Below are 22,707 nucleotides of genomic sequence, written 5' to 3'. Positions count from 1 at the left end.
AAGACGCGATCAGATTTATTCGGGTCACATGAAGCCTCATCACACCCAGCGCAAACGTCGAAACAACCACCATTGTCCCAGAGCCACCGCCACCAATAGCAGGCAGGCACCAACGAATCCATAGGGGCTGGCGGAGAACGGAATACCGCCGACATTGATCCCCAAAAGCCCGGTGAGAAAACTCATGGGCAGGAAGATCCCGGTAATGATTCCGAAGCGGTACATGGTGCGATTCATGCGTACGCTCAAACGCCGGTCTTCGGCCTCGAGCACAAGCCCCACGCGCTCTCGAGTCAATTCCAGCTCTTCCAGGTAACGGGTCAGGCTGTTGTGCAACTCGTTCCAGTAATCACCATCATCGGCCGCAAACCAAGGCAGTTTTATCCGGCTCAGTTGCGCGAAAATATCCCGCTGCGGCGCCAGAAAACGCTTCAGTCCAGCAGCCCGTCGACGGATCTGCAAAATGCTGCCGTGCTCGGGGGTATACCGTTCGTCGGCATCCAGCTTTTCCTCTTCGTCATCGACCACTTCAGAGAGGTCGCTGACCAGATTTTGCACTTTGTGGGTCAGGTACTCGGCCATATAAAGGAGGAGTTCGGCGGCAGTTTTCGGTCCCTTGCCTTCTGCCAACTGCATAAGCAGTTCATCGGTGGCCCGCAAGGGGCGCAAACGCAGAGAGATCACACGCTGGGCGGAAGCAAAAATGCGCACCGAGACCATGTCTTCTGGTTCAGCCCCCGGATTTAGGTTGATGCCCCGCAAAAACAGCAACAGTTCCGCGTCCGGCAGCGCCAACAGGCGCGGCCGGGTATTCTCCTCCAGCAGCAGATCACAGCTGAACTCGCTCAGGCCGCTGGAACGGCGCAGCCAGGTCTGGGTTTGCGGATGACTGCGATCCCAATGCAGCCACAGGCTCTCGTGGGCCTGCAGTTGCAGATCGTCGAGCTCAGTCCGGGCAATTGAACGCGCACCGCCTTCACCATCCAGTACCAGGGCATGCACCAGCCCCCATTGCGCGTTTTCTTCCTCGAACATCCTCATCCCTTGTCAGGCCGATTGTTTATTCAGGCATTTTCAGCAGGCTTGGCGAAACGATCACGCCATTGTTATCGGCATAGACATACTCGCCCGGACGGAAAGTCACACCGGCAAAGGTGACCGCCACGTTGAGGTCGCCGATGCCGCGCTTGTCGGTCTTCATCGGATGACTGGCCAGGGCCTGAACCCCCAGATCGGTCTGTGCAATGACATCCACGTCGCGGATGCAACCATAGATCAGCAGACCTTCCCAGCCGTTTTTCGCGGCCTTCTCGGCCAGCATGTCGCCCAACAACGCGCGACGCAGGGAACCGCCCCCATCGACCACCAACACCTTGCCGTGTCCCTTGAGTTCCACCTGCTCCTTGACCAGCGAGTTGTCTTCGAAGCACTTGATGGTGACGATTTCACCGCCAAAGGAATCGCGACCACCGAAATTGCTGAACATGGGCTCAACCACCTGCACCAGGTCCGGGTAGGCGTCGCACAGGTCGGGAGTGAGGTAATGGTTCATCGAGAAACTCCTGTAACAGAAAGAACACGATAGAGGGTGTCGGTTATTCCAGGGGCAGTCCTGGAAATACGAGCCCAAGCAGCAGATGCTTAAACCACGCGGCCTGAGCACCTGATCAGCCTGTCGGGTATTTTCACAGCCATGCCAGCGGAACGGAAAACCGACTCAACAACTGAATATGACCAAAACAGCGTAATGCGTCATATCTTAGCCGCAAGCGCTATCGAGCGAAATGCCCTTCTCAGAGCCTTCGCGTCAAACTGCAGCCACCTGCTCTGGAGCACAAACCAGTAACGGCGTCTGCTGATCCTTGAGCCAGCGCGCCACTAGCGGCCAGACCTCAGTCTGCGCCTGTTTGCTCACCAGCATCTCGACATGGTCGAAATTACCGCTGAACCCTTGCTCACGTCCCAGACAGACAAACTGTTTCTGTTCGCTTCCCAGTTGTTCGAACAATTTGCGACAGGCCCAGGTCGGATCCTGATGATCCCCTGCAGCACTGACCGCCAGCGCCGGTACCGCCACCTCCGCCAGCCCAGCCCACCAATCTTTGTCAGCGTCGCCAAAGCGTCCGAACAGCCCGTGCCAGCGCATGCTTTCCAACGCCAGGCCAATAGGTTCGTCTTCTGGCCCACGCTTGAGCCGAGAACCGGACAACTGGGCAAAACGCTTGATCACCAGACGCCCGCCCCACTCCACCAAAGGAACCTTCAAGGGCCAATAGGTACGACTGACTTGAGTGCCGAAAAATGCCGCTGAGGCTACGCTCGCATCCCCCAGGTACTGCCCGCCGAGGGCCGCCGCCAAGGTAGTGCCGCCCAGGGAATGACCGAGCCAGTGGGGAATCTGCGCGCTTTGCTCGCGAACGAAAGCGGCAATCGCCGGCAGATCGTAACGCGCGTAGTCGGCCACTCGGTTCTTGCGGTAATCGGCATTGCGTCGCGATAAACCATGGCCGCGCATTTCCGGGATCCACACATCGAAACCGGCGCGAGCCAGATAGGCCCCCAAACCTATGCCCTTGGGTGAATACCAGAAGCGTCGGTTGGAAAAACTGCCATGTAGCAGGATCACCGGAACGCCCCGAGGCTCGGCCTCATCGGCCAGCCCCAGGCGGGTGACTGCCAGTTCCACTGAAGGATCAGGGCTGTTGCCAGGTTTTAAGCGATAGACATCTTCGCTGAGGTCGCCTCGACGCTCGGCACTGGTCAAGGCGACGGGAAATAGATTGCTGCTGCTTTGCATATTCTTCTTGCACAAAAAAGGGCGGCATCCAGAAGAAGCACGCCCTGCTTGAATCTTCAAGAGCCGACCAGCCTCACGACCGATCGGCTCTGCATTCAGCGATTACGCCGCGCCCTGACCTTCAGCCAGGAAGAACCAGGTTTCCAGCACCGAATCCGGGTTCAACGAAACGCTTTCGATGCCCTGCTCCATCAGCCATTTGGCCAGGTCCGGGTGGTCGGAAGGCCCCTGGCCACAGATGCCGATGTACTTGCCGGCCTTGTTACAGGCAGCAATGGCATTGGCCAGCAGTTTCTTGACCGCGGGATTACGCTCGTCGAACAGGTGGGCGATGATCCCCGAGTCACGGTCCAGGCCCAGGGTCAACTGAGTCAGGTCGTTGGAGCCGATGGAGAAACCATCGAAGTACTCGAGGAACTCTTCGGCGAGGATGGCGTTGGACGGCAGTTCGCACATCATGATCACGCGCAAGCCGTTTTCGCCGCGCTTGAGGCCATTTTCAGCCAGCAGGTCAACTACTTGGCTGGCTTCGCCGAGGGTACGTACGAACGGCACCATGATTTCAACGTTGGTCAGGCCCATCTCGTTGCGCACGCGCTTCAGCGCACGGCATTCGAGCTCAAAGCAGTCACGGAAGGATTCGCTGATGTAACGCGAAGCACCGCGGAAGCCCAGCATCGGGTTCTCTTCTTCCGGCTCATAGAGCTTGCCGCCGATCAGGTTGGCGTATTCGTTGGACTTGAAGTCCGACAGGCGCACGATGACTTTCTTCGGCGTGAAGGCTGCCGCCAGGGTGCTGATGCCTTCAACCAGCTTGTCGACATAGAAGTCCACCGGATCGTGGTAGCCGGCGATGCGCTTGTCGACGCTGTCCTTGATCTCTTGTGGCAGCCCGGCATAGTTCAGCAGTGCCTTGGGGTGCACACCGATCATGCGGTTGATGATGAACTCCAGACGGGCCAGGCCTACGCCGGCGTTCGGCAACTGCGCGAAGTCGAAGGCACGATCAGGGTTGCCGACGTTCATCATGATCTTGAACGGCAGTTCCGGCATGGCATCCACGGAGTTTTTCTTGATATCAAAACCCAGTTCGCCTTCGAAAATGAAACCCGTGTCGCCTTCGGCGCAGGAAACAGTCACGCCCTGGCCATCTTTCAGCAACTGAGTGGCGTTGCCGCAACCCACCACCGCAGGAATGCCCAGCTCGCGAGCGATGATCGCCGCGTGGCAGGTACGGCCGCCACGGTTGGTGACGATGGCGCTGGCGCGCTTCATCACCGGCTCCCAGTCCGGGTCGGTCATGTCGGAGACCAGCACGTCACCGGGCTGGACTTTGTCCATTTCCGAAACGTCCTTGATGATCCGCACCTTGCCGGCGCCGATGCGCTGGCCAATGGCACGACCTTCCACCAGCACGGTGCCGGTTTCCTTGAGCAGGTAGCGTTCCATGACATTGGCCGAAGTACGGCTCTTCACGGTTTCCGGACGCGCCTGAACGATGTACAGCTTACCGTCGTCACCGTCTTTGGCCCATTCGATGTCCATCGGGCACTGGTAGTGCTTCTCGATGATCATGGCCTGCTTGGCCAGCTCGCTGACTTCCGCGTCGGACAGGCAGAAACGTGCGCGATCGGCCTTGTCCACGTCCACGGTTTTCACCGAGCGGCCGGCCTTGGCTTCGTCGCCGTAGATCATCTTGATCGCCTTGCTGCCCAGGTTGCGACGCAGGATCGCCGGGCGGCCAGCTTCAAGGGTGTTCTTGTGAACGTAGAACTCGTCCGGGTTGACTGCCCCCTGGACCACGGTTTCACCCAGGCCGTAAGCACCGGTGATGAACACCACGTCACGGAAGCCCGACTCGGTATCGAGGGTGAACATCACGCCGGCAGTGCCGGTTTCCGAACGCACCATGCGTTGCACGCCGGCAGACAGGGCTACCAGCTTGTGGTCGAAACCCTGGTGCACGCGGTAGGAAATGGCGCGGTCGTTGAACAAGGAAGCGAACACTTCCTTGGCGGCGCGAATCACATTCTCCACGCCACGAATATTGAGGAAGGTTTCCTGCTGGCCGGCAAAAGAGGCATCCGGCAAGTCTTCGGCGGTGGCCGAAGAACGCACGGCCACGGCCATCTCGGGATTGCCTGCCGACAGCGCGGCGAAAGCCGTACGGATCTCGGCATTGAGGCGCTCGGGGAACTCGGCCTCCATGATCCACTGACGGATCTGCGCGCCGGTCTTGGCCAGAGCGTTCACGTCATCGACATCCAGCGCGTCGAGCGCCGCATGGATCTGGCCGTTCAGACCACTCAATTCAAGAAAATCACGATAAGCCTGAGCTGTCGTGGCGAAGCCACCAGGGACCGATACGCCCGCACCTGCGAGGTTGCTGATCATCTCGCCCAGGGATGCGTTCTTGCCCCCCACATGCTCAACATCGTGTTTGCCGAGCTTATCGAGGGAAACTACGTACTCTACCAAGGTGATCTCTCCACTAACTGTGTTGGAAAAGCTCAGAAGCCGGCTGCTCTATGGAGCATTTGCCCGCTATATGGCCTGGACCTGGAAAATAAGTGAGAATGCGGGCCATTCCCGGCCGACAAATCGCGCCTATCATATCCAAGAATCGTCACTAGCTTAAGGCCCAAGCCTCAAATGAAACGATCTGCTTTCTTTATCTCCGACGGTACCGGTATCACAGCGGAAACCCTCGGCCAGAGCCTGTTGGCGCAGTTCGAAAACGTTACCTTCAGCAAATTCACGCGCCCGTACATCGACAGCATGGAAAAAGCGCGGGCCATGGTACAACAAATCAATATAGCCGCCGAAAAAGACGGTCATCGACCAATTATCTTCGACACCATCGTCAATCAGAACATTCGTGAGATTCTCGCAACCTCCAATGGTTTCATGATCGACATCTTCTCGACCTTCCTCGCGCCCCTGGAACAGGAGCTGAGCGAGCACTCCTCCTACTCCGTCGGCAAATCCCATTCCATCGGCCACAACTCCAACTACATGGAGCGGATCGAGGCGGTGAACTTCGCCCTGGACAACGACGACGGCGCCCGCACCCACTATTACGACAAGGCCGACCTGATCCTGGTGGGCGTATCCCGCTGTGGCAAGACTCCGACCTGCCTGTACATGGCCATGCAATTCGGCATCCGCGCGGCCAACTACCCGCTGACCGAAGAGGACATGGAGCGCCTGCAACTGCCCAATGCCCTGCGCGCCCACAAACACAAGCTGTTCGGCCTGACCATCGACCCCGACCGCCTCACCGCGATCCGCAACGAGCGCAAACCCAACAGTCGCTATTCGAGCTACGCCCAGTGCGAGTTCGAAGTCCGCGAAGTGGAAAACCTGTTCCGCCGCGAGAATATTCCCCACATCAACTCTACACATTTCTCGGTGGAGGAAATCTCGGCCAAGATCCTAGTGGAAAAAGGCGTGGAGCGGCGTTTCAAGTAACCCCCCAAGCCCCTTCCCTGGCTATGTATCGTGGCGAAGGGCTTATCACCCGGAGCGGTCAACCGGGCTCTCCAGGCAGATCGCAGACTCAGGAACTGCGACTGCTTCACACTCGTGTACGAGTCATTGCCCTCACCACTGCCCGCTCCCGCACCTTACCAACCCGCTACTCCACGCTCCTGGCTCAAGGCCGCAGCCAGCGCGGCAAACCCTTCGATCAATTTCCGATCATCCGCCGTGGTGTTGCAGACACTCGCCCGAATGAACTGCGGCACTGCCGCCTGCCCTACGGCAAAGGCTTCGGCAGTCGCCACCAGGTACCCCTGGCGCTTCAACTGCTGCTCGATTTCCGAAGCTCGCCACGGCTCGGGAACCCTGATCCAGAAATGCGGACATCCATTCGGGCTGCGCCATTCCAGCCCTTCCAGCAGGCCCGTGAGCCGGTCCTTGCGCCGGGCGATCTCGGCCATCTGCTGCTGTCGCAGGCGCTCGGCAACCCCAGTGTCGATCCACCCAGCCGCCAACTCCAGCGGCAACGGCGTAGCCATCCAGCAGGTGGCGCGCAGCGCTGCGGCTAATCGCCCCACCAGAGACGGTGGTGCATGAACAAAGCCGACCCGTAGTCCCGAAGCCACGGCTTTGCTCAGGCTACTGATCAGCACCGTACGTTCCGCCGCGAAATACGCCAGCGGCGCCGGGCGTTTATCCACCAGCACAGCGTGGGTTTCATCTTCCAGGATCAATAGATTATGCCGCCTGCAGACCTCGGCAATCGCCGCACGCCGCGCCGCCGACTGCACCGCCGTGGTGGGGTTCTGCAACGTCGGCGTGCAGTACAAGGCCGATACCCGGTGATGCTGGCAGGCCTCATCCAGCGCCTCGGGCAGCAAGCCCTGTTCATCCATGGCCAAGCCCAGCAGCTTGATGCCCAGCATCCGCGCCGTGCTGATCAACCCCGGATAAGTCAGGTGCTCGGTGGCCAGGGTATCCCCGGCCTTGAGCAGCGCCAGCAAGGCAATATGCAACCCGTGCTGGGCGCCGTTGACGCAAATGACCTGCCCGGGATCAACCTGCAGTCCTTCCTGCGCCAACCAGCGTGCTCCCGCTTCACGGTAACGCGCCAACCCGGCCTCGGGACTGTAGCGACTGATCTCCAGCAAGCCATCAGGGTCTTGCGCCAGCGCACGCAGGCTCTGGGCGATGAAGTGGCTCTCCGGCCCGGGAATATGGGTGTTGCGGCTCATGTCGAAAGCCGCTGGCGGCTCATCATCGACGTTGCGAAACCCTGAATCACGCTGGCGCTGCAAACCGTCCTGGCGCACATAAGTGCCAGCCCCGACTCGCGCCACCACCTGCCCCAGGCGCTCCAGCTCGGCGTAGGCCCGACTGATGGTGCCAATCGTCACCCCCAACTGGTCTGCCAGCAGGCGATGCGGTGGCAGCTTGCTGCCTGCGGCAAGGCTGCCCTGGTCAATCGCCTGGTCCAGGGCTTCAGCCAGTCGCTTGTACTTGGCGCCAACGCCATCCTGCAGCGCAGAACGCAACATTGACACCATGTCAATACTTACTTTGACAGCCATCAATTCACCCAATAGCTTGGTTAACGGGTTCAATTACCGAAAATGACTCGCTCAATATAGGGGTCAATTACCAATCACGGAAGGAATGTCAGCGTGAGCACTACCACGGCCGTACCGAATAACGAGGCGTTACCCCGTCACTGGCTCGGCACCCTGGTGACCTGCGTCCTGTTCCTGGTTGTCTGCCTGAGCTGGGGCACCACCTGGCTGGGGATCAAGATTGCAGTGGAAAGCGTGCCGCCGCTGACCGCTGCCGGGCTGCGTTTTCTGATCGCCTTCCCACTGTTTGCCTGCTTCGCCTGGATGCGCCGCGAGCCGCTGATGTTTCCCAAGGGCAGCCGGGGCTTCCTGGTGTTCGTCACCCTGTGTTATTTCAGCCTGCCCTACACCTTGCTCAACTACGGAGAACTGCACGTCTCTTCCGGCCTCACCGCGCTGCTGTTCAGTTGCATGCCGGTGTTCATCCTGATCTTTTCCGCCCTGCTGCTGCGGGAAAAAATCCACTTCACGCAGATGCTCGGCATCGCCATCGGTTTTGCCAGCCTGTACCAGATCATCCGTGGCCAAGGCCTGCACCTGGAGCACAGCGGACTCTCGGGAATACTGGCGATTTTCGCGGCGGCACTGATGCACGCCCTCTGCTACGTGGTCACCAAGAAACACGGCAGCGCCATCAGCGTCATCACCTACAACACGCTGCCCATCGGCATCGCCGGGCTATTGCTGTGCCTGTCCGGACTCTGGTTGGAAAGCCCTGACTTCAGCGCCATCAGCCCACGCTCCTGGGGCGCCCTGCTGTACTTGGGACTCGCCGCCTCGGTGGGTGGGTTCATCGTCTATTTCTTCTTGCTCAAACGCCTCAGCCCGGTGATCCTGTCCTTTGTCTTCATCATCTTCCCGGTGTTCGCGGTGATGATCGGCGCCTGGTACGAAGGCCAGAGCCTGTCCCGTGACTTGTTGCTGTATTCCTCGACCCTGCTCGGCGGCTTCGCCATCACCAAACTGCCCCTGGAAAAATGGCTGTCCCGACGAACGAAACACTGAAATAGCGCCCATGAAAAAGCCCGCTCATGCGGGCTTTTCCGTCACCACCAACAACGTCAGATCACCAGCAAATCGACAAACCGCTGCACCGGCGTGGCCGAGAGTTGCACCTGGTCCTTGCACAGGGCAAAGATCTGCGCCGAACGCTGGGCGGTGAAGCGCGTGGCAAGGTTGGCCTTGAACTTGTCCTCCAGCAGCGGAATGCCTTCGGCACGCCGGCGCCGGTGACCGATGGGGTACTCCACCGCCACCTGCTCGGTGCTCGAACCATCCTTGAAAAACACCTGCACCGCGTTGGCAATGGAACGCTTGTCGGCTTCCAGGTATTCGCGGGTGTAACGCGGGTCTTCGACGATCTCCATCTTGCCGCGCAACTGATCGATGATCGGGTGCGCAGCGTGGAAATCATCTTCGTACTGCTCAGCCACCAGGGTGCCGAACGCCAGGGGCACGGCGGTCATGTATTGCAGGCAGTGGTCACGATCAGCGGCGTTGGCCAGCGGGCCAACCTTGGAAATGATGCGAATCGCCGACTCATGGGTGGTAATCACGATCCGCTCGATCTCATGCAGGCGATTACGTACCAGCGGGTGCAAGGTCACCGCAGCTTCACAGGCGGTTTGCGCGTGGAACTCCGCCGGGAAGCTGATCTTGAACAGCACGTTTTCCATCACGTAGCTGGCGTATTTCTGCGACAGGCTGAAGCGCCGCTGATCCTCGGGCTTCAGCGCCAGATCCTTGTTGGTGTGACTGAACAGCACATCGTAGAACCCCCATTGCGGCGCACTGAGCACCCCGGGAATGCCCATTTCACCGCGCAGGGCGATGTCGGCCAGGCGCACCCCGCGACTCGAGGCATCCCCCGCAGCCCAAGACTTGCGTGAACCGGCGTTGGGCGCATGGCGATAGGTACGCAGCGCCTGACCGTCGACAAACGCATGGGACAGCGCAGCCAGCAACTGCTCGCGATTGGCCCCCATCAGCTTGGCGCAGACCGCAGTGGAGGCAACTTTCACCAGCAGCACATGATCGAGACCGACCCGATTGAAAGAGTTTTCCAGAGCGATCACGCCTTGAATCTCATGAGCCATGATCATGGCTTTCAGCACATCCCCCATGGTCAGAGGCGCCTCAGCATTGGCCACGCGTTTTTGCGAAAGATGATCGGCCACCGCCAGGATGCCGCCGAGGTTGTCCGAAGGATGCCCCCACTCCGCCGCCAGCCAGGTGTCGTTGTAATCCAGCCAACGCACGATGCAGCCGATGTCCCAGGCAGCCTTGACCGGATCCAGGCGATAACTGGTGCCCGGAACCCGAGCGCCGAAGGGCACCACGGTGCCTTCGACAATGGGCCCCAGGTGCTTGGTGCATTCAGGGAAACGCAGGGCCAGCAGGCCACAGCCAAGGGTGTCCATCAGGCAATTGCGGGCAGTGTCGAGGGCTTCTGGTGAGTCGATGCAATAGCTCAGGACATAGTCGGCGATGTCCTGCAGGACCTGGTCGTAATCGGGACGGTTGTTCAGGTCAACGTTGGCGCTCATGAGTGATTCACTCCTGTTACAGGGTTGAAGGTGCGTGTGATTCCTCAGCTACAGGTTCAGGTCAATAACGGCATCGCAGGTCTGCGCCTGCTCAGCAATTCAATTATCGGGCAGGGCTTGCCCAAGCAAGTCCTGCCCCGGTGGCTCCGATCAATCCACGTCCGCCAGGTTAAAAACTGTCGCCTGGCACCCGCACCCAGCCTTCCATCAGCACGCGGGCGCTGCGGCTCATGATCGCCTTGAGCACCGTCCACTCACCCTTGGCCTGGGTCGCCTCGGCGCCCACTCGCAAGGTGCCCGAAGGGTGACCGAAACGCACCGCGCTACGCGAACCGGCGCCGGCCGCGAGGTTGACCAAAGTGCCCGGGATCGCCGCCGCAGTACCGATGGCCACCGCCGCCGTGCCCATCATCGCGTGGTGCAGCTTGCCCATGGACATGGCCCGCACCAGCAGGTCGACATCAGCAGCCTTGATCGCCTTGCCACTGGAAGCCTGGTAATCCGCCGGCGCGGCGACGAAAGCCACTTTCGGTGTGTGCTGGCGCTGGGCGGCTTCATCCAGGTGCTTGATCAAGCCCATGCGCAGAGCGCCGTGGGCACGAATGCTTTCGAACATCGCCAGGGCCTTGGGATCACCGTTGATATCGCCCTGCAACTCGGTGCCGTGATAACCGATGTCTGTCGCATTGACGAAGATGGTCGGAATCCCGGCATTGATCAGGGTCGCCTTGAACGTGCCAACGCCGGGCACTTCCAGGTCATCCACCAGGTTGCCGGTGGGAAACATCGAGCCAGCACCGCCCTCTTCTTCGGCCGCCGGATCAAGGAACTCCAGTTGCACTTCGGCCGCCGGAAAAGTCACCCCATCCAGTTCGAAATCACCGGTTTCCTGGACCGCGCCATCGGTGATCGGCACATGGGCAATGATGCTCTTGCCAATGTTGGCCTGCCAGATGCGCACCACCGCCACACCGTTCTGTGGAATACGGCTGGCATCCACCAGACCGCTGCTGATGGCAAACGAACCCACTGCCGCCGAGAGATTGCCGCAGTTGCCACTCCAGTCGACAAACGCCTTGTCGATCGCGACCTGGCCGAACAGGTAATCCACGTCGTGATCGGCCTTGATGCTCTTGGACAGGATCACCGTCTTGCTGGTACTGGAGGTTGCACCGCCCATCCCATCGATCTGCTTGTCGTAGGGATCGGGGCTGCCGATCACCCGCAGCAGCAGGGCATCGCGGGCCGCGCCCGGGAGCTGCGCCGCCTCGGGCAGGTCCTGCAGATTGAAGAACACGCCCTTGCTGGTGCCGCCACGCATGTAGGTGGCGGGAATCTTGATTTGCGCTACAAATGCCATGGTTTTCAGATCCCGATAAAGACCGGGGACGGCGCCTGGCGGCCCGCCCCCGGTACGTCACTTAACTGGCCACTGCCGATTCCAGGAAGTCCTGGGCGAAGCGTTGCAACACACCACCCGCCTCGTAGATCGATACCTCTTCGGCGGTGTCGAGGCGGCAGGTCACCGGCACCTCGAGCCGCTCGCCGTTGCGGCGGTTGATCACCAGGAGCAGTTGCGCCCGGGGCGTACGCCCGCCGATCACGTCGTAGGTTTCAGTGCCGTCGATGCCCAGGGTCTTGCGATTGGTGCCTGCAAGGAACTCCAGCGGCAGCACGCCCATGCCCACCAGGTTGGTCCGGTGGATACGCTCGAAGCCTTCGGCGACGATGGCCTCCACACCGGCCAGGCGTACGCCCTTGGCTGCCCAGTCGCGGGACGAGCCCTGGCCGTAGTCGGCACCGGCAATGATGATCAAAGGCTGCTTGCGCTGCATGTAGGTTTCGATGGCTTCCCACATCCGCGTCACCTGGCCTTCCGGCTCGATCCGCGCCAGGGAACCCTGCTTGACCTGGCCGTTTTCCTTGACCATTTCGTTGAACAGCTTCGGGTTGGCGAAGGTCGCGCGCTGGGCGGTCAAATGATCGCCGCGGTGGGTCGCGTAAGAGTTGAAGTCCTCTTCCGGCAGGCCCATTTTCGCCAGGTACTCGCCCGCCGCGCTGTCGAGCATGATGGCGTTGGACGGCGACAAGTGGTCAGTGGTGATGTTGTCCGGCAGCACCGCCAGCGGACGCATGCCCGTCAGGCTGCGTGCACCGGCCAAGGCCCCTTCCCAGTACGGCGGACGGCGGATGTAGGTGCTCATTTCGCGCCAGTCGTACAGCGGCTCGACTTTCGGACCGGTGTCTGGGTGAATCGCGAACATCGGGATATAGACCTTGCGGAATTGCTCCGGCTTCACCGAGGCCTTGACCACCGCGTCGATTTCCTCGTCGCTCGGCCAGATGTCCTTGAGACGGATTTCCCGGCCTGCGGCATCCAGGCCCAGCACGTCCTTCTCGATATCGAAGCGGATGGTCCCGGCAATCGCGTAAGCCACTACCAGGGGTGGCGACGCCAGGAACGCCTGCTTGGCATACGGGTGGATGCGTCCATCGAAGTTGCGGTTACCCGACAACACCGCAGTGGCGTAGAGATCACGGTCGATGATCTCTTTCTGGATCACCGGGTCCAGCGCGCCGGACATGCCATTGCACGTGGTGCAGGCGAAAGCCACCACGCCAAAACCCAGCTGCTCCAGTTCATGATCCAGGCCGGCCTCTTCCAGGTACATGGCCACGGTTTTCGAACCTGGGGCCAGGGACGACTTGACCCATGGCTTGCGGGCCAGGCCCAGCCGGTTGGCATTGCGCGCCAGCAGGCCGGCGGCAATCACGTTGCGCGGGTTGCTGGTGTTGGTGCAGCTGGTAATGGCTGCGATGATCACCGCACCGTCGGGCATCTGCCCCGGGGTTTCGGACCATTGCCCAGCAATACCCTTGGCCGCCAGATCGCTGGTGGCGACCCGGGCGTGAGGGTTGCTCGGCCCGGCCATGTTGCGCACCACCGACGACAGGTCGAACTGCAGGCCGCGCTCGTAACGGGCACTCTTCAGGCTGTCGGCCCAGAGGCCGGTGTGCTTGGCGTAAGACTCCACCAGGCGCACCTGCTCATCTTCACGACCGGTGAGTTTCAGGTAGTCGATGGTCTGTTGGTCGATGTAGAACATCGCCGCGGTGGCACCGTATTCCGGGGCCATGTTGGAGATGGTCGCGCGGTCACCGAGGGTCAGCGCCGCAGCGCCTTCGCCGAAGAACTCCAGCCAGGCCCCGACCACTTTCTGCTTGCGCAGGAACTCAGTCAGCGCCAGCACCATGTCGGTGGCGGTGATGCCCGGTTGCAACTTGCCGGTGAGCTCGACACCGACGATTTCCGGCAGGCGCATCCACGACGCGCGGCCCAGCATGACGCTCTCGGCTTCCAGGCCGCCAACGCCGATGGCGATCACCCCCAGGGCATCCACATGGGGCGTGTGGCTGTCGGTACCGACGCAGGTATCGGGGAAGGCCACACCGTCGCGCACCTGGATCACCGGAGACATTTTCTCCAGGTTGATCTGGTGCATGATGCCGTTGCCCGGCGGAATCACATCGACGTTCTTGAAGGCCTTCTTGGTCCAGTTGATGAAGTGGAAACGGTCTTCGTTGCGCCGATCTTCAATGGCCCGGTTCTTGTCGAAGGCATCCGGATCAAAGCCCCCGCACTCTACCGCCAACGAGTGGTCGACGATCAGTTGGGTCGGCACCACCGGGTTGACCAAGGCGGGGTCGCCGCCCTGATCGGCGATCGCGTCGCGCAAGCCGGCCAGGTCCACCAGCGCGGTCTGGCCGAGAATGTCGTGGCACACCACACGGGCCGGAAACCAGGGGAAGTCCAGGTCATCGCGACGTTCGATCAACTGGCTCAGGGAAGCATTCAGGGTTGCCGGATCACAGCGGCGTACCAGGTTTTCCGCCAACACCCGCGAGGTGTAAGGCAGGCTGTCATAGGCACCGGGCTGGAGGGCATCGACCGCCGCCCGGGTGTCGAAGTAGTCCAACCGGCTGCCGGGCAGCGTCTTGCGAAATTCAGTGTTCATGGTCTGGGCTCGGTCACGGTAGTTTCAAAGGGAGCGCCTGGCACTGGCTTGAATGGCCTCCATCCCTTGTAGGAGCGAGCTTGCTCGCGATGACTCGATCAGCTCCGGCATCGCCGTTGGCTGATCCATGGCGATCGCGAGCAAGCTCGCTCCTACAGGGTTTGTGGTTCATTCAAGCAGCAGTGTCGGCGCCCTCCCGGTCAGCGACGTTCGATTGGCACGAACTTGCGCTGTTCTACGCCGATGTATTCGGCGCTTGGACGGATGATGCGGTTGTTGCCACGCTGCTCGAACACGTGGGCGGCCCAGCCGGTCAGGCGCGAGCAGACAAAGATCGGCGTGAACAGCTTGGTCGGGATGCCCATGAAGTGGTATGCCGAAGCGTGGTAGAAGTCGGCGTTGGGGAACAGCTTCTTCTGCTCCCACATAGTCTGGTCGATGGCCTCGGAGACCGGGAACAGCACCTTGTCACCCGCTTCGTCGGCAAGCTTTTTCGACCATCCCTTGATCACCTCGTTACGCGGGTCGCTGTCTTTGTAGATCGCGTGGCCGAAGCCCATGATCTTGTCCTTGCGCTCAAGCATGCCGAGGGTGCCCTTGATCGCCTCTTCCGCCGAGCCGAAGCGCTCGATCATTTCCATCGCCGCTTCGTTGGCGCCACCGTGCAGCGGGCCGCGCAGTGAACCGATGGCCGCAGTGATGCAGGAATACAGGTCGGACAAGGTCGAGGCACAAACCCGGGCGGTAAAGGTCGAGGCGTTGAACTCGTGCTCGGCGTAAAGGATCAGCGATACGTTCATCACCTTGACGTGCAGGTCGCTGGGCTTCTTGCCGTGCAGCAGGTGCAGGAAGTGGCCGCCGATGGAGGGCTCGTCGCTGACGCAGTTGATGCGCGCGCCTTCATGACTGAAGCGATACCAGTAGCACATGATCGCCGGGAAGGCCGCCAGCAGGCGGTCGGTGACGTCATGCTGCTGGGAGAAATCCTTCTCCGGCTCGATATTGCCGAGGAACGAGCAACCGGTTCGCATCACATCCATCGGGTGAGCCTGGGCGGGAATACGCTCCAGCACTTCCTTCAGGGCCTGGGGCAGATCCCGCAGTTTGCTCAGTTTGCTGACGTAGGCCGCCAATTGCTCGGTGTTCGGCAGTTCGCCGTACAGCAGCAGGTAGGCCACTTCTTCGAACTGCGCATCGGCGGCCAGTTCGCGTACGTCATAGCCGCGATAGGTCAGCCCGGCACCGGCCTGGCCCACGGTGGACAACGCGGTTTGCCCGGCCACCTGGCCGCGCAGACCTGCGCCACTCAATACTTTTGCTTCGGCCATTGCTCTCTCCAATCTTGAATTTGTTAGGGATGTGGCAACTTCATCAACGGTCAGGTCGTGGTTCGCGGATCAGCCTTTCTTCTGTGCGAACAATGCATCGAGCTTCTGCTCAAAGCTGTGGTAGTCGATGCGCTCGTACAGTTCCATGCGGGTCTGCATGGTGTCGATCACGTTCTGCTGGGTGCCGTCACGACGAATCGCGGTGTAGACGTTTTCTGCCGCCTTGTTCATCGCACGGAACGCCGACAGCGGGTACAGCACCAGGGAAACATCCACAGATTTCAACTGTTCGGTGGTGTACAGCGGGGTGGCGCCGAACTCGGTGATGTTGGCCAGAATCGGTGCCTTCACCCGATCAGCGAAGATCTTGTACATCTCCAGTTCAGTGATGGCTTCCGGGAACACCATGTCGGCGCCGGCCTCGATGCACGCCGCGGCGCGTTCCAGGGCCGACTCCAGGCCTTCCACCGCCAGGGCGTCGGTACGCGCCATGATCACGAAGCTGTCGTCGGTACGGGCATCCACCGCAGCCTTGATGCGGTCGACCATTTCCTGCTGGGACACGATCTCTTTATTGGGCCGATGACCGCAGCGCTTGGCGCCCACCTGGTCTTCAATGTGAATCGCCGCGGCGCCGAACTTGATCATCGACTTGACGGTGCGTGCCACGTTGAACGCCGAGGAACCAAAGCCGGTGTCCACGTCCACCAGCAAGGGCAGGTCGCAGACGTCGGTGATACGGCGTACGTCGGTGAGGACGTCATCGAGGCCGGTGATACCCAGGTCAGGCACGCCGAGGGAACCGGCGGCGACCCCGCCACCGGAGAGGTAGATCGCCTTGAATCCGGCGCGCTTGGCCAGCAGGGCATGGTTGGCGTTGATCGCGCCGACCACTTGCAATGGCTGTTCGCTGGCGACCGCATCGCGGAAACGCTGACCTGGAGTGCTTTTGTTGAAACTCATGACTCACCTCGTGGAGTGGCTGTCTGATGGGCGCTGTCCTGATAGTGACGCGCAATGTTGCGTTTCGAAGCGCCGATGTGGCGGCGCATCAACAACTCGGCCAGTTCGCCGTCGCGATCGGCAATGGCGTCGAGAATCCGGTGGTGTTCGGCAAAGGCCTGGCGCGGGCGATTGGGGGTCGCGGAGAACTGGATGCGGTACATGCGCACCAACTGATACAACTCGCCGCAGAGCATTTGCGTGAGGGTGCGGTTGCCGGCGCCCTGGATGATCCGGTAGTGGAAGTCGAAATCCCCTTCCTGCTGGTAATAGCCGACGCCAGCCTGAAACGCGGCGTCCCGCTCATGGGTATCCAGCACCTGGCGCAGCTCGTCGATTTCCTCGGCCGTCATGCGCTCCGCTGCCAAGCGACAGGCCATGCCTTCCAGGGATTCGCGGATTTCGTAGAGTTCGATCAGCTCGGCATGGCTCAGTGAGACCACCCGGGCACCGACATGGGGCACTCGCACCAGCAGGCGCTGGCCTTCCAGGCGGTGGATGGCCTCGCGCAGCGGACCCCGGCTGATGCCGTAGGTGCGGGCCAGTTCCGGCTCGGAGATCTTGCTGCCCGGGGCGATCTCGCCCTTGACGATGGCGGCCTGGATACGCCGAAAGACGTTTTCAGACAAGGTTTCCGAATCGTCCTGCACCGGCATCGGGTGTTCGAGTTGATCCAGCATATTGTCGACACCTTTAAAATCAATGAGGCAAAAATTAGCCAATAGCCCCATAACAGTCAAAGGAAAAATGCAGATTGTCGACAATCGTCTAATAGGCCCTTGCACCAAGATGCAACAAAAGGCCCGCTCCCGACGCTGGCGCCATAAAACCAGCATGCTAGAATGCCGCCCGCATCGGCCTGTCATCTTTTTATGGCAAGCACACGAGGGAGCTTGCGCAGCAGTGCCGGTCGCCTTGAACTGAAGAACCCATGTCATGCATCAGGATCTATGAGACTCAAGGCACTCCCCCCTCTGCTCTGCCTGCTGGCCCTGCCCGGCATCAGCATCGCCGCCGGCAAGACCGTGTACGGATTGAATGAATACGCGCGCCTGTCGGGCATCGACCTGGAGGTCGCCGCCAAACTCGACACCGGCGCCAAGACCGCTTCCTTAAGTGCCCGCGACATCAAGCGCTTCAAGCGCAATGGCGAATCCTGGGTGCGTTTCTACCTGGCCATCGACACCGCCCATTCCCACCCCATCGAACGGCCTCTGGCCCGGGTCAGCAAAATCAAGCGCCGCGCCGGCGACTATGACCCCGATGAGGACAAGAACTACACCGCACGGCCTGTGATCGCCCTGGATGTCTGCATGGGCAGCGCTTTACGCAGCATCGAAGTGAACTTGACCGACCGCAGCGCATTCCAATACCCGCTCCTGATTGGCTCCGAGGCCCTGAAACGCTTCGATGCGCTGGTCGACCCCAGTCTTAAATACGCTGCTGGCAAACCCGCCTGCGCCACCGACGCTCATACCGCAGAGTAATTCCAATGCGCTCTCTTACCCTTCATCTGAAAGTCCTGATCGCGATCCTGGTGGTGCTGGGCATTTCGATCACGGCCTATCAGATTTTCGTGCTCGGCATTCCGGTGACTGAAGACGCCACCGACGATCTGTGGAACATCGATGCCAAGGTCGAGTTCGTCGCCAACGGCAAGGACCCGATCAAGATCCAGATGTTCGTGCCGCCCCTGAGCCGCGACTATGTGAGCCTCAACGAGAGCTTCATTTCCAATAACTACGGGGTCGCGGTGAACCGCGTCGACGGCAACCGCAAGGTCACTTGGTCGGCACGCCGGGCCAAGGGCAACCAGACCCTGTACTACCGCCTGGTACTGACCAAGCGCTACAGCGCCGAGAAATCCAAGGTCAAGGGCCCGACATTCCGCGACAGCATGGCCGTGGAAGGCCCGGAAAAAATTGCCGCCGACGCCCTGCTGGCGCCGATCCGCCAGCACTCGGCAGACGTCGAGACCTTCATCAGCGAGGCCATCAAGCGGGTCAACAACAGCAGCGACGACAATGCCAAGCTGCTGCTGGCCGGAGACACCTCCAGCGCCAACAAGGCCAAGATCGTCGAGTTGCTGCTGTCCATTGCCCACGTACCAATGGAAAAGGTCCACACCATCCGCCTGGTGGCCGACCAGCCGCAAACCCCAGAACTCTGGCTGCGCAGCTTCAACGGCACCGACTGGTTGTACTTCAACCCGGAAACCGGTGAACGGGGCATGCCCAGCGACCGCCTGTTGTGGTGGACCGGTGACGACAACCTGATCAGCGTCGATGGCGGCAAGAAAGCCAACGTCACCTTCAGCCTCAACAACAGCGAAATGAACGCCATTCGCCTGGCCAAGCTGACCGACGAGAACACCGACGCCAACTTCCTCGAATACTCGCTGTATGGCCTGCCGCTGCAGACCCAGCAGACCTTCATGATCATGGTGATGATCCCGATTGGCGTACTGGTGATCCTGGTGCTGCGCAACCTGATCGGCCTGCAGACCCTGGGGACCTTTACCCCGGTACTGATCGCCCTGGCCTTTCGCGAGACGCAGCTGGGCTTCGGCATCGTGCTGTTTACCGTGATTACCGCCCTGGGCCTGTCGCTGCGCTCCTACCTTGAGCACCTCAAGCTGCAAATGCTGCCGCGACTCTCGGTGGTGCTGACCTTTGTCGTGGTGCTGATCGCCGCCATCAGCCTGTTCAGCCACAAGCTGGGCCTGGAGCGCGGCCTGTCGGTGGCGCTGTTCCCGATGGTGATCCTGACCATGACCATCGAACGCCTGTCCATTACCTGGGAAGAGCGCGGCGGCGGCCATGCGATGAAAGTCGCCATCGGCACCCTGTTCGCCGCCTCCCTGGCACACCTGATCATGAGCGTGCCGGAGCTTACGTACTTCGTCTTCACCTTCCCGGCGATACTGCTGATCCTGGTGGGCTTCATGCTGGCGATGGGTCGCTACCGCGGCTACCGCCTGACGGAACTGGTGCGTTTCAAAGCCTTCCTCAAGGCTGACTCCTGATGTTCGGCCTGTGGAAGACCTGGAAAGCCCTGGAAGCGCGAGGAATCATGGGCATCAACCGGCGTAATGCCGACTACGTGCTCAAGTACAACAAGCGCAGCCTGTACCCCATCGTCGATGACAAGATCATCACCAAGGAGCGGGCGATCAAGGCCGGCATCCATGTGCCGGAACTGTACGGGGTGATCTCCACCGAGAAGGAAATCGACAAGCTCGGCGAGATCATCGGCGAGCGCAACGACTTCGTGATCAAGCCGGCCCAGGGCGCCGGCGGTGACGGCATCATTGTGATTGCCGACCGCTTCGAGGGCCGTTATCGCACGGTGTCGGGCAAGATCATCAGCCACGAGGAAATCGAGCACCATATTTCCAGCATCCTCACCGGCCTGTACTCCCTGGGCGGCCACCGCGACCGGGCGCTGATCGAGTACCGGGTGACCCCGGACCAGATCTTCAAGAGCATCAGCTACGAAGGCGTGCCGGACATCCGCATCATCGTGCTCATGGGCTACCCGGTGATGGCCATGCTGCGCCTGCCGACCCGCCAATCCGGGGGCAAGGCCAACCTGCACCAGGGCGCCATCGGCGTCGGCGTCGACCTGGCCACCGGCCTGACCCTGCGCGGCACCTGGCTGAACAACATCATTACCAAGCACCCGGACACCACCAATGCCGTGGACGGTGTGCAACTGCCCTACTGGGACGGTTTCATGAAGCTGGCGGCCGGCTGCCACGAACTCTGCGGCCTGGGCTACATCGGCGTGGACATGGTGCTGGACCAAGACAAAGGCCCGCTGATTCTCGAGCTCAACGCCCGGCCGGGGCTGAACATCCAGATCGCCAACGATTGCGGCCTGACCCTGCGCACCCATGCCATCGAAGCCCACCTGGAACAACTCAAGGCCCGTGGCATCGTGGAAACCGTTGAACAACGGGTGCGTTTCGCCCAAGAGCTGTTCGGCCACATCCCTGCCGTCGAAGGCTGATACCTGTAGCCGCTGGCTCAGACCACGTTCGGACGATCAAATCCGCAGCAGGTACCGCTCTAGCGGGCCTTGTCCGAGCCAGCGACAGCAACTACAGGTCAATCAATACGTCGCATCCCTCTAGGAGCAACTCCAGCAGAGGATTACAATCGCCAGCCGCGCTCCGATGGCTGATCTGCCCCGCATGTTGACCTGTTCCGTACACCCGCTTCCCTATCGCGCCAACCCCGCCGAGTATTTCGCGGCCATCGAACACGCCCCTGGCGCCGTGCTGCTGGACAGTGGCCGACCCAGCGCCGAGCGGGGACGGTATGACTTGCTCAGTGCCTGGCCCCTGGCGGAACTGACGGTGGCCGCCGACGAAAACGGTAGCGGATTCCTGCAGCGCCTGCGGGACAACCTGACGCTGCTGGGCCAGGCGCAAGTGCCCGCACCTTATGAACTGCCCTTCGCCGGCGGCCTGATCGGCTACCTCAGTTATGACTTCGGTCGTCATCTGGAGCGCCTGCCGAGCCAGGCCCGGGACGATCTGCAACTGCCCGACGCACGCTTTGGCCTGTATGCCTGGGCACTGATCAACGACCACCAAGCGGGCACCAGCCAACTGCTGTTCCACCCCCACCTGGAGGCAGCCGAGCGCCAGCGGCTGATTGAGCTGTTCAGCCAGCCGCCGGCAACCACGTCGGGCTCGTTCAAGCTGAGCGGCCCCATGCTTGCCGACCTGACGGCCGACGACTACCGCCAGGCATTCCAGCGCATCCAGCACTACATCCAGGCTGGCGACTGCTATCAGGTGAACTTCGCCCAGCGTTTTCGCGGCCAGTACCAAGGTGATCCCTGGGTCGCCTACTGCGCCTTGCGCGCCGCCTGCCCAACACCCTTTTCGGGCTTCCAGCGCCTGCCGGACGGCGGCGCGGTGCTCAGCCTGTCACCGGAGCGCTTCGTTCACCTCAGCCAGGGGCAGGTGGAAACCCGGCCGATCAAGGGCACCCGCCCTCGCGGCCAGGACGCCGTCGAAGACGCGGCCAATGCCGCCGAGCTGTTGGCCAGCCCCAAGGACCGGGCGGAAAACCTGATGATCGTCGATCTGTTGCGCAATGACCTGGGACGCACCTGTCGTACCGGCTCGGTACGAGTGCCGGAGCTGTTCAGCCTGGAGAGCTACCCCAACGTGCACCACCTGGTGAGCAGCGTCACCGGTGAGCTGGCGGACGATAAGGACGCCCTGGACCTGATCGCCGGCAGCTTTCCCGGCGGCTCGATCACCGGCGCACCGAAAATCCGCTCGATGCAGATCATCGACGAGCTGGAACCCACCAGGCGGGCACTGTATTGCGGCTCCTTGCTGTACCTGGACGTACGCGGGGAAATGGACAGCTCGATTGCCATTCGCAGCCTGCTGGCCAAGGACGGGCAGATCTGCTGCTGGGGCGGCGGCGGGATTGTTGCGGACTCGGACTGGCAGGAGGAGTACCAGGAATCCATCACCAAGGTGCGGGTGTTGCTGGAAACCCTGCAGGGGCTTTAGGGCCTCTTCGCCGGCAAGCCGGCGCCTACAAGAGCACCCCGTTCACCAGCCCGTAGGAGCTGGCTTGCCAGCGAAGGCGTCGGCAGGATTTGCGCAAAATCCAAGGGCCCCTTCGCCGGCAAGCCGGCTCCTACAAGAGCACCCCGTTCACCAGCCCGTAGGAGCTGGCTTGCCAGCGAAGGCGTCGGCAGGATTTGCGCAAAATCCAAGGGCCTCTTCGCCGGCAAGCCGGCTCCTACAAGAGCACGTCGTTCACCAGCCTGTAGGAGCTGGCTTGTAGTGGTCCAGTTTTTTTGGACCATCCTGTAGGAGTATTAGGCCGCCAGCCTTTCAAAAGCAGCTGGCGGCAGGTTGTTCGAGGCAGAGTGACAACGCCGATGGTTGTAATG

General features: G+C 61.1%; 17 protein-coding genes. 6 read left to right on the top strand and 11 right to left on the bottom strand.

Going from position 1 to position 22,707, the window contains the following annotated elements:
- Positions 1 to 39 precede the first annotated feature (39 nt).
- The 4 genes from GV818_RS15300 to ppsA form a co-directional block, all read right to left on the bottom strand.
- Complete coding sequence (locus GV818_RS15300; protein ID WP_161776929.1) at positions 40 to 1,035, bottom strand: zinc transporter ZntB; 996 nt, start codon at positions 1,033 to 1,035, stop codon at positions 40 to 42.
- 25 nt (positions 1,036 to 1,060) lie between these two features.
- The gene (gene rraA / locus GV818_RS15295) at positions 1,061 to 1,552 is read right to left on the bottom strand and encodes a ribonuclease E activity regulator RraA (protein WP_161753295.1); all 492 of its coding nucleotides are present in this window, start codon (positions 1,550 to 1,552) and stop codon (positions 1,061 to 1,063) included.
- A gap of 255 nt (positions 1,553 to 1,807) precedes the next feature.
- On the bottom strand, positions 1,808 to 2,797 hold the full coding sequence (locus GV818_RS15290; RefSeq protein ID WP_161753297.1) for an alpha/beta fold hydrolase: 990 nt from the start codon (positions 2,795 to 2,797) through the stop codon (positions 1,808 to 1,810).
- Positions 2,798 to 2,899: 102 nt separating this feature from the next.
- Positions 2,900 to 5,275, bottom strand: coding sequence for a phosphoenolpyruvate synthase (gene ppsA / locus GV818_RS15285; RefSeq protein ID WP_161753298.1), 2,376 nt, complete (start codon positions 5,273 to 5,275; stop codon positions 2,900 to 2,902).
- A 174-nt stretch (positions 5,276 to 5,449) separates the two neighbouring features.
- Here ppsA and ppsR point away from each other — a divergent pair, with 174 nt between their 5' ends.
- The gene (ppsR, locus tag GV818_RS15280) at positions 5,450 to 6,268 is read left to right on the top strand and encodes a posphoenolpyruvate synthetase regulatory kinase/phosphorylase PpsR (RefSeq protein ID WP_161753300.1); all 819 of its coding nucleotides are present in this window, start codon (positions 5,450 to 5,452) and stop codon (positions 6,266 to 6,268) included.
- Between the two features lie 155 nt (positions 6,269 to 6,423).
- Here ppsR and GV818_RS15275 read toward each other — a convergent pair whose 3' ends face one another.
- Complete coding sequence (locus tag GV818_RS15275; RefSeq protein ID WP_161753302.1) at positions 6,424 to 7,848, bottom strand: PLP-dependent aminotransferase family protein; 1,425 nt, start codon at positions 7,846 to 7,848, stop codon at positions 6,424 to 6,426.
- A gap of 93 nt (positions 7,849 to 7,941) precedes the next feature.
- On the opposite strand from GV818_RS15275, the gene GV818_RS15270 reads away from it, so the two are divergent.
- Entirely contained in the window at positions 7,942 to 8,892 is a 951-nt protein-coding gene (locus GV818_RS15270; protein ID WP_161776928.1) for a DMT family transporter, read from the top strand.
- 56 nt (positions 8,893 to 8,948) lie between these two features.
- On the opposite strand, the gene prpD is transcribed toward GV818_RS15270, so the two are convergent.
- The 6 genes from prpD to GV818_RS15240 all read right to left on the bottom strand — a co-directional run bounded on the left by prpD (position 8,949) and on the right by GV818_RS15240 (position 17,459).
- Positions 8,949 to 10,433 carry a 2-methylcitrate dehydratase gene (gene prpD / locus GV818_RS15265; RefSeq protein ID WP_161753306.1) on the bottom strand — a complete coding sequence of 495 codons (1,485 nt, stop codon included), beginning with the start codon at positions 10,431 to 10,433 and terminating at the stop codon, positions 8,949 to 8,951.
- Positions 10,434 to 10,602: 169 nt separating this feature from the next.
- Positions 10,603 to 11,793, bottom strand: coding sequence for a 2-methylaconitate cis-trans isomerase PrpF (gene prpF, locus GV818_RS15260; protein ID WP_161753308.1), 1,191 nt, complete (start codon positions 11,791 to 11,793; stop codon positions 10,603 to 10,605).
- A gap of 61 nt (positions 11,794 to 11,854) precedes the next feature.
- On the bottom strand, positions 11,855 to 14,449 hold the full coding sequence (gene acnD / locus GV818_RS15255) for a Fe/S-dependent 2-methylisocitrate dehydratase AcnD (RefSeq protein ID WP_161753310.1): 2,595 nt from the start codon (positions 14,447 to 14,449) through the stop codon (positions 11,855 to 11,857).
- 200 nt (positions 14,450 to 14,649) lie between these two features.
- Positions 14,650 to 15,777 (bottom strand): bifunctional 2-methylcitrate synthase/citrate synthase, encoded by a 1,128-nt coding sequence (gene prpC / locus GV818_RS15250; RefSeq protein ID WP_161753312.1) that lies wholly within the window; start codon positions 15,775 to 15,777, stop codon positions 14,650 to 14,652.
- Between the two features lie 69 nt (positions 15,778 to 15,846).
- On the bottom strand, positions 15,847 to 16,740 hold the full coding sequence (prpB, locus tag GV818_RS15245; protein WP_161753314.1) for a methylisocitrate lyase: 894 nt from the start codon (positions 16,738 to 16,740) through the stop codon (positions 15,847 to 15,849).
- Complete coding sequence (locus GV818_RS15240) at positions 16,737 to 17,459, bottom strand: GntR family transcriptional regulator (protein WP_161753316.1); 723 nt, start codon at positions 17,457 to 17,459, stop codon at positions 16,737 to 16,739. The genes prpB and GV818_RS15240 overlap by 4 nt, the downstream gene beginning before the upstream one ends.
- Before the next feature lie 270 nt (positions 17,460 to 17,729).
- Here GV818_RS15240 and GV818_RS15235 point away from each other — a divergent pair, with 270 nt between their 5' ends.
- From GV818_RS15235 to pabB, 4 genes are all read left to right on the top strand, one after another.
- Positions 17,730 to 18,266 (top strand): ATP-dependent zinc protease family protein, encoded by a 537-nt coding sequence (locus GV818_RS15235; RefSeq protein ID WP_161753318.1) that lies wholly within the window; start codon positions 17,730 to 17,732, stop codon positions 18,264 to 18,266.
- A gap of 5 nt (positions 18,267 to 18,271) precedes the next feature.
- Positions 18,272 to 19,804 carry an inactive transglutaminase family protein gene (locus tag GV818_RS15230; protein WP_161753321.1) on the top strand — a complete coding sequence of 511 codons (1,533 nt, stop codon included), beginning with the start codon at positions 18,272 to 18,274 and terminating at the stop codon, positions 19,802 to 19,804.
- Positions 19,804 to 20,790 carry an alpha-L-glutamate ligase-like protein gene (locus tag GV818_RS15225; RefSeq protein WP_161753323.1) on the top strand — a complete coding sequence of 329 codons (987 nt, stop codon included), beginning with the start codon at positions 19,804 to 19,806 and terminating at the stop codon, positions 20,788 to 20,790. Before GV818_RS15230 ends, GV818_RS15225 begins: the two co-directional genes overlap by 1 nt.
- 184 nt (positions 20,791 to 20,974) lie before the next feature.
- Positions 20,975 to 22,318: an aminodeoxychorismate synthase component I gene (pabB, locus tag GV818_RS15220; RefSeq protein WP_161776993.1), complete on the top strand. Its 1,344-nt coding sequence runs from the start codon at positions 20,975 to 20,977 to the stop codon at positions 22,316 to 22,318.
- The last annotated feature ends 389 nt before the right edge of the window (positions 22,319 to 22,707 follow it).

This window comes from Pseudomonas sp. Fl4BN1 (assembly GCF_009908285.1).
Taxonomy (GTDB): domain Bacteria; phylum Pseudomonadota; class Gammaproteobacteria; order Pseudomonadales; family Pseudomonadaceae; genus Aquipseudomonas.
Note: the sequence above shows the minus strand (reverse complement) of the source record. Positions and strands in the feature narration are given on the sequence as shown.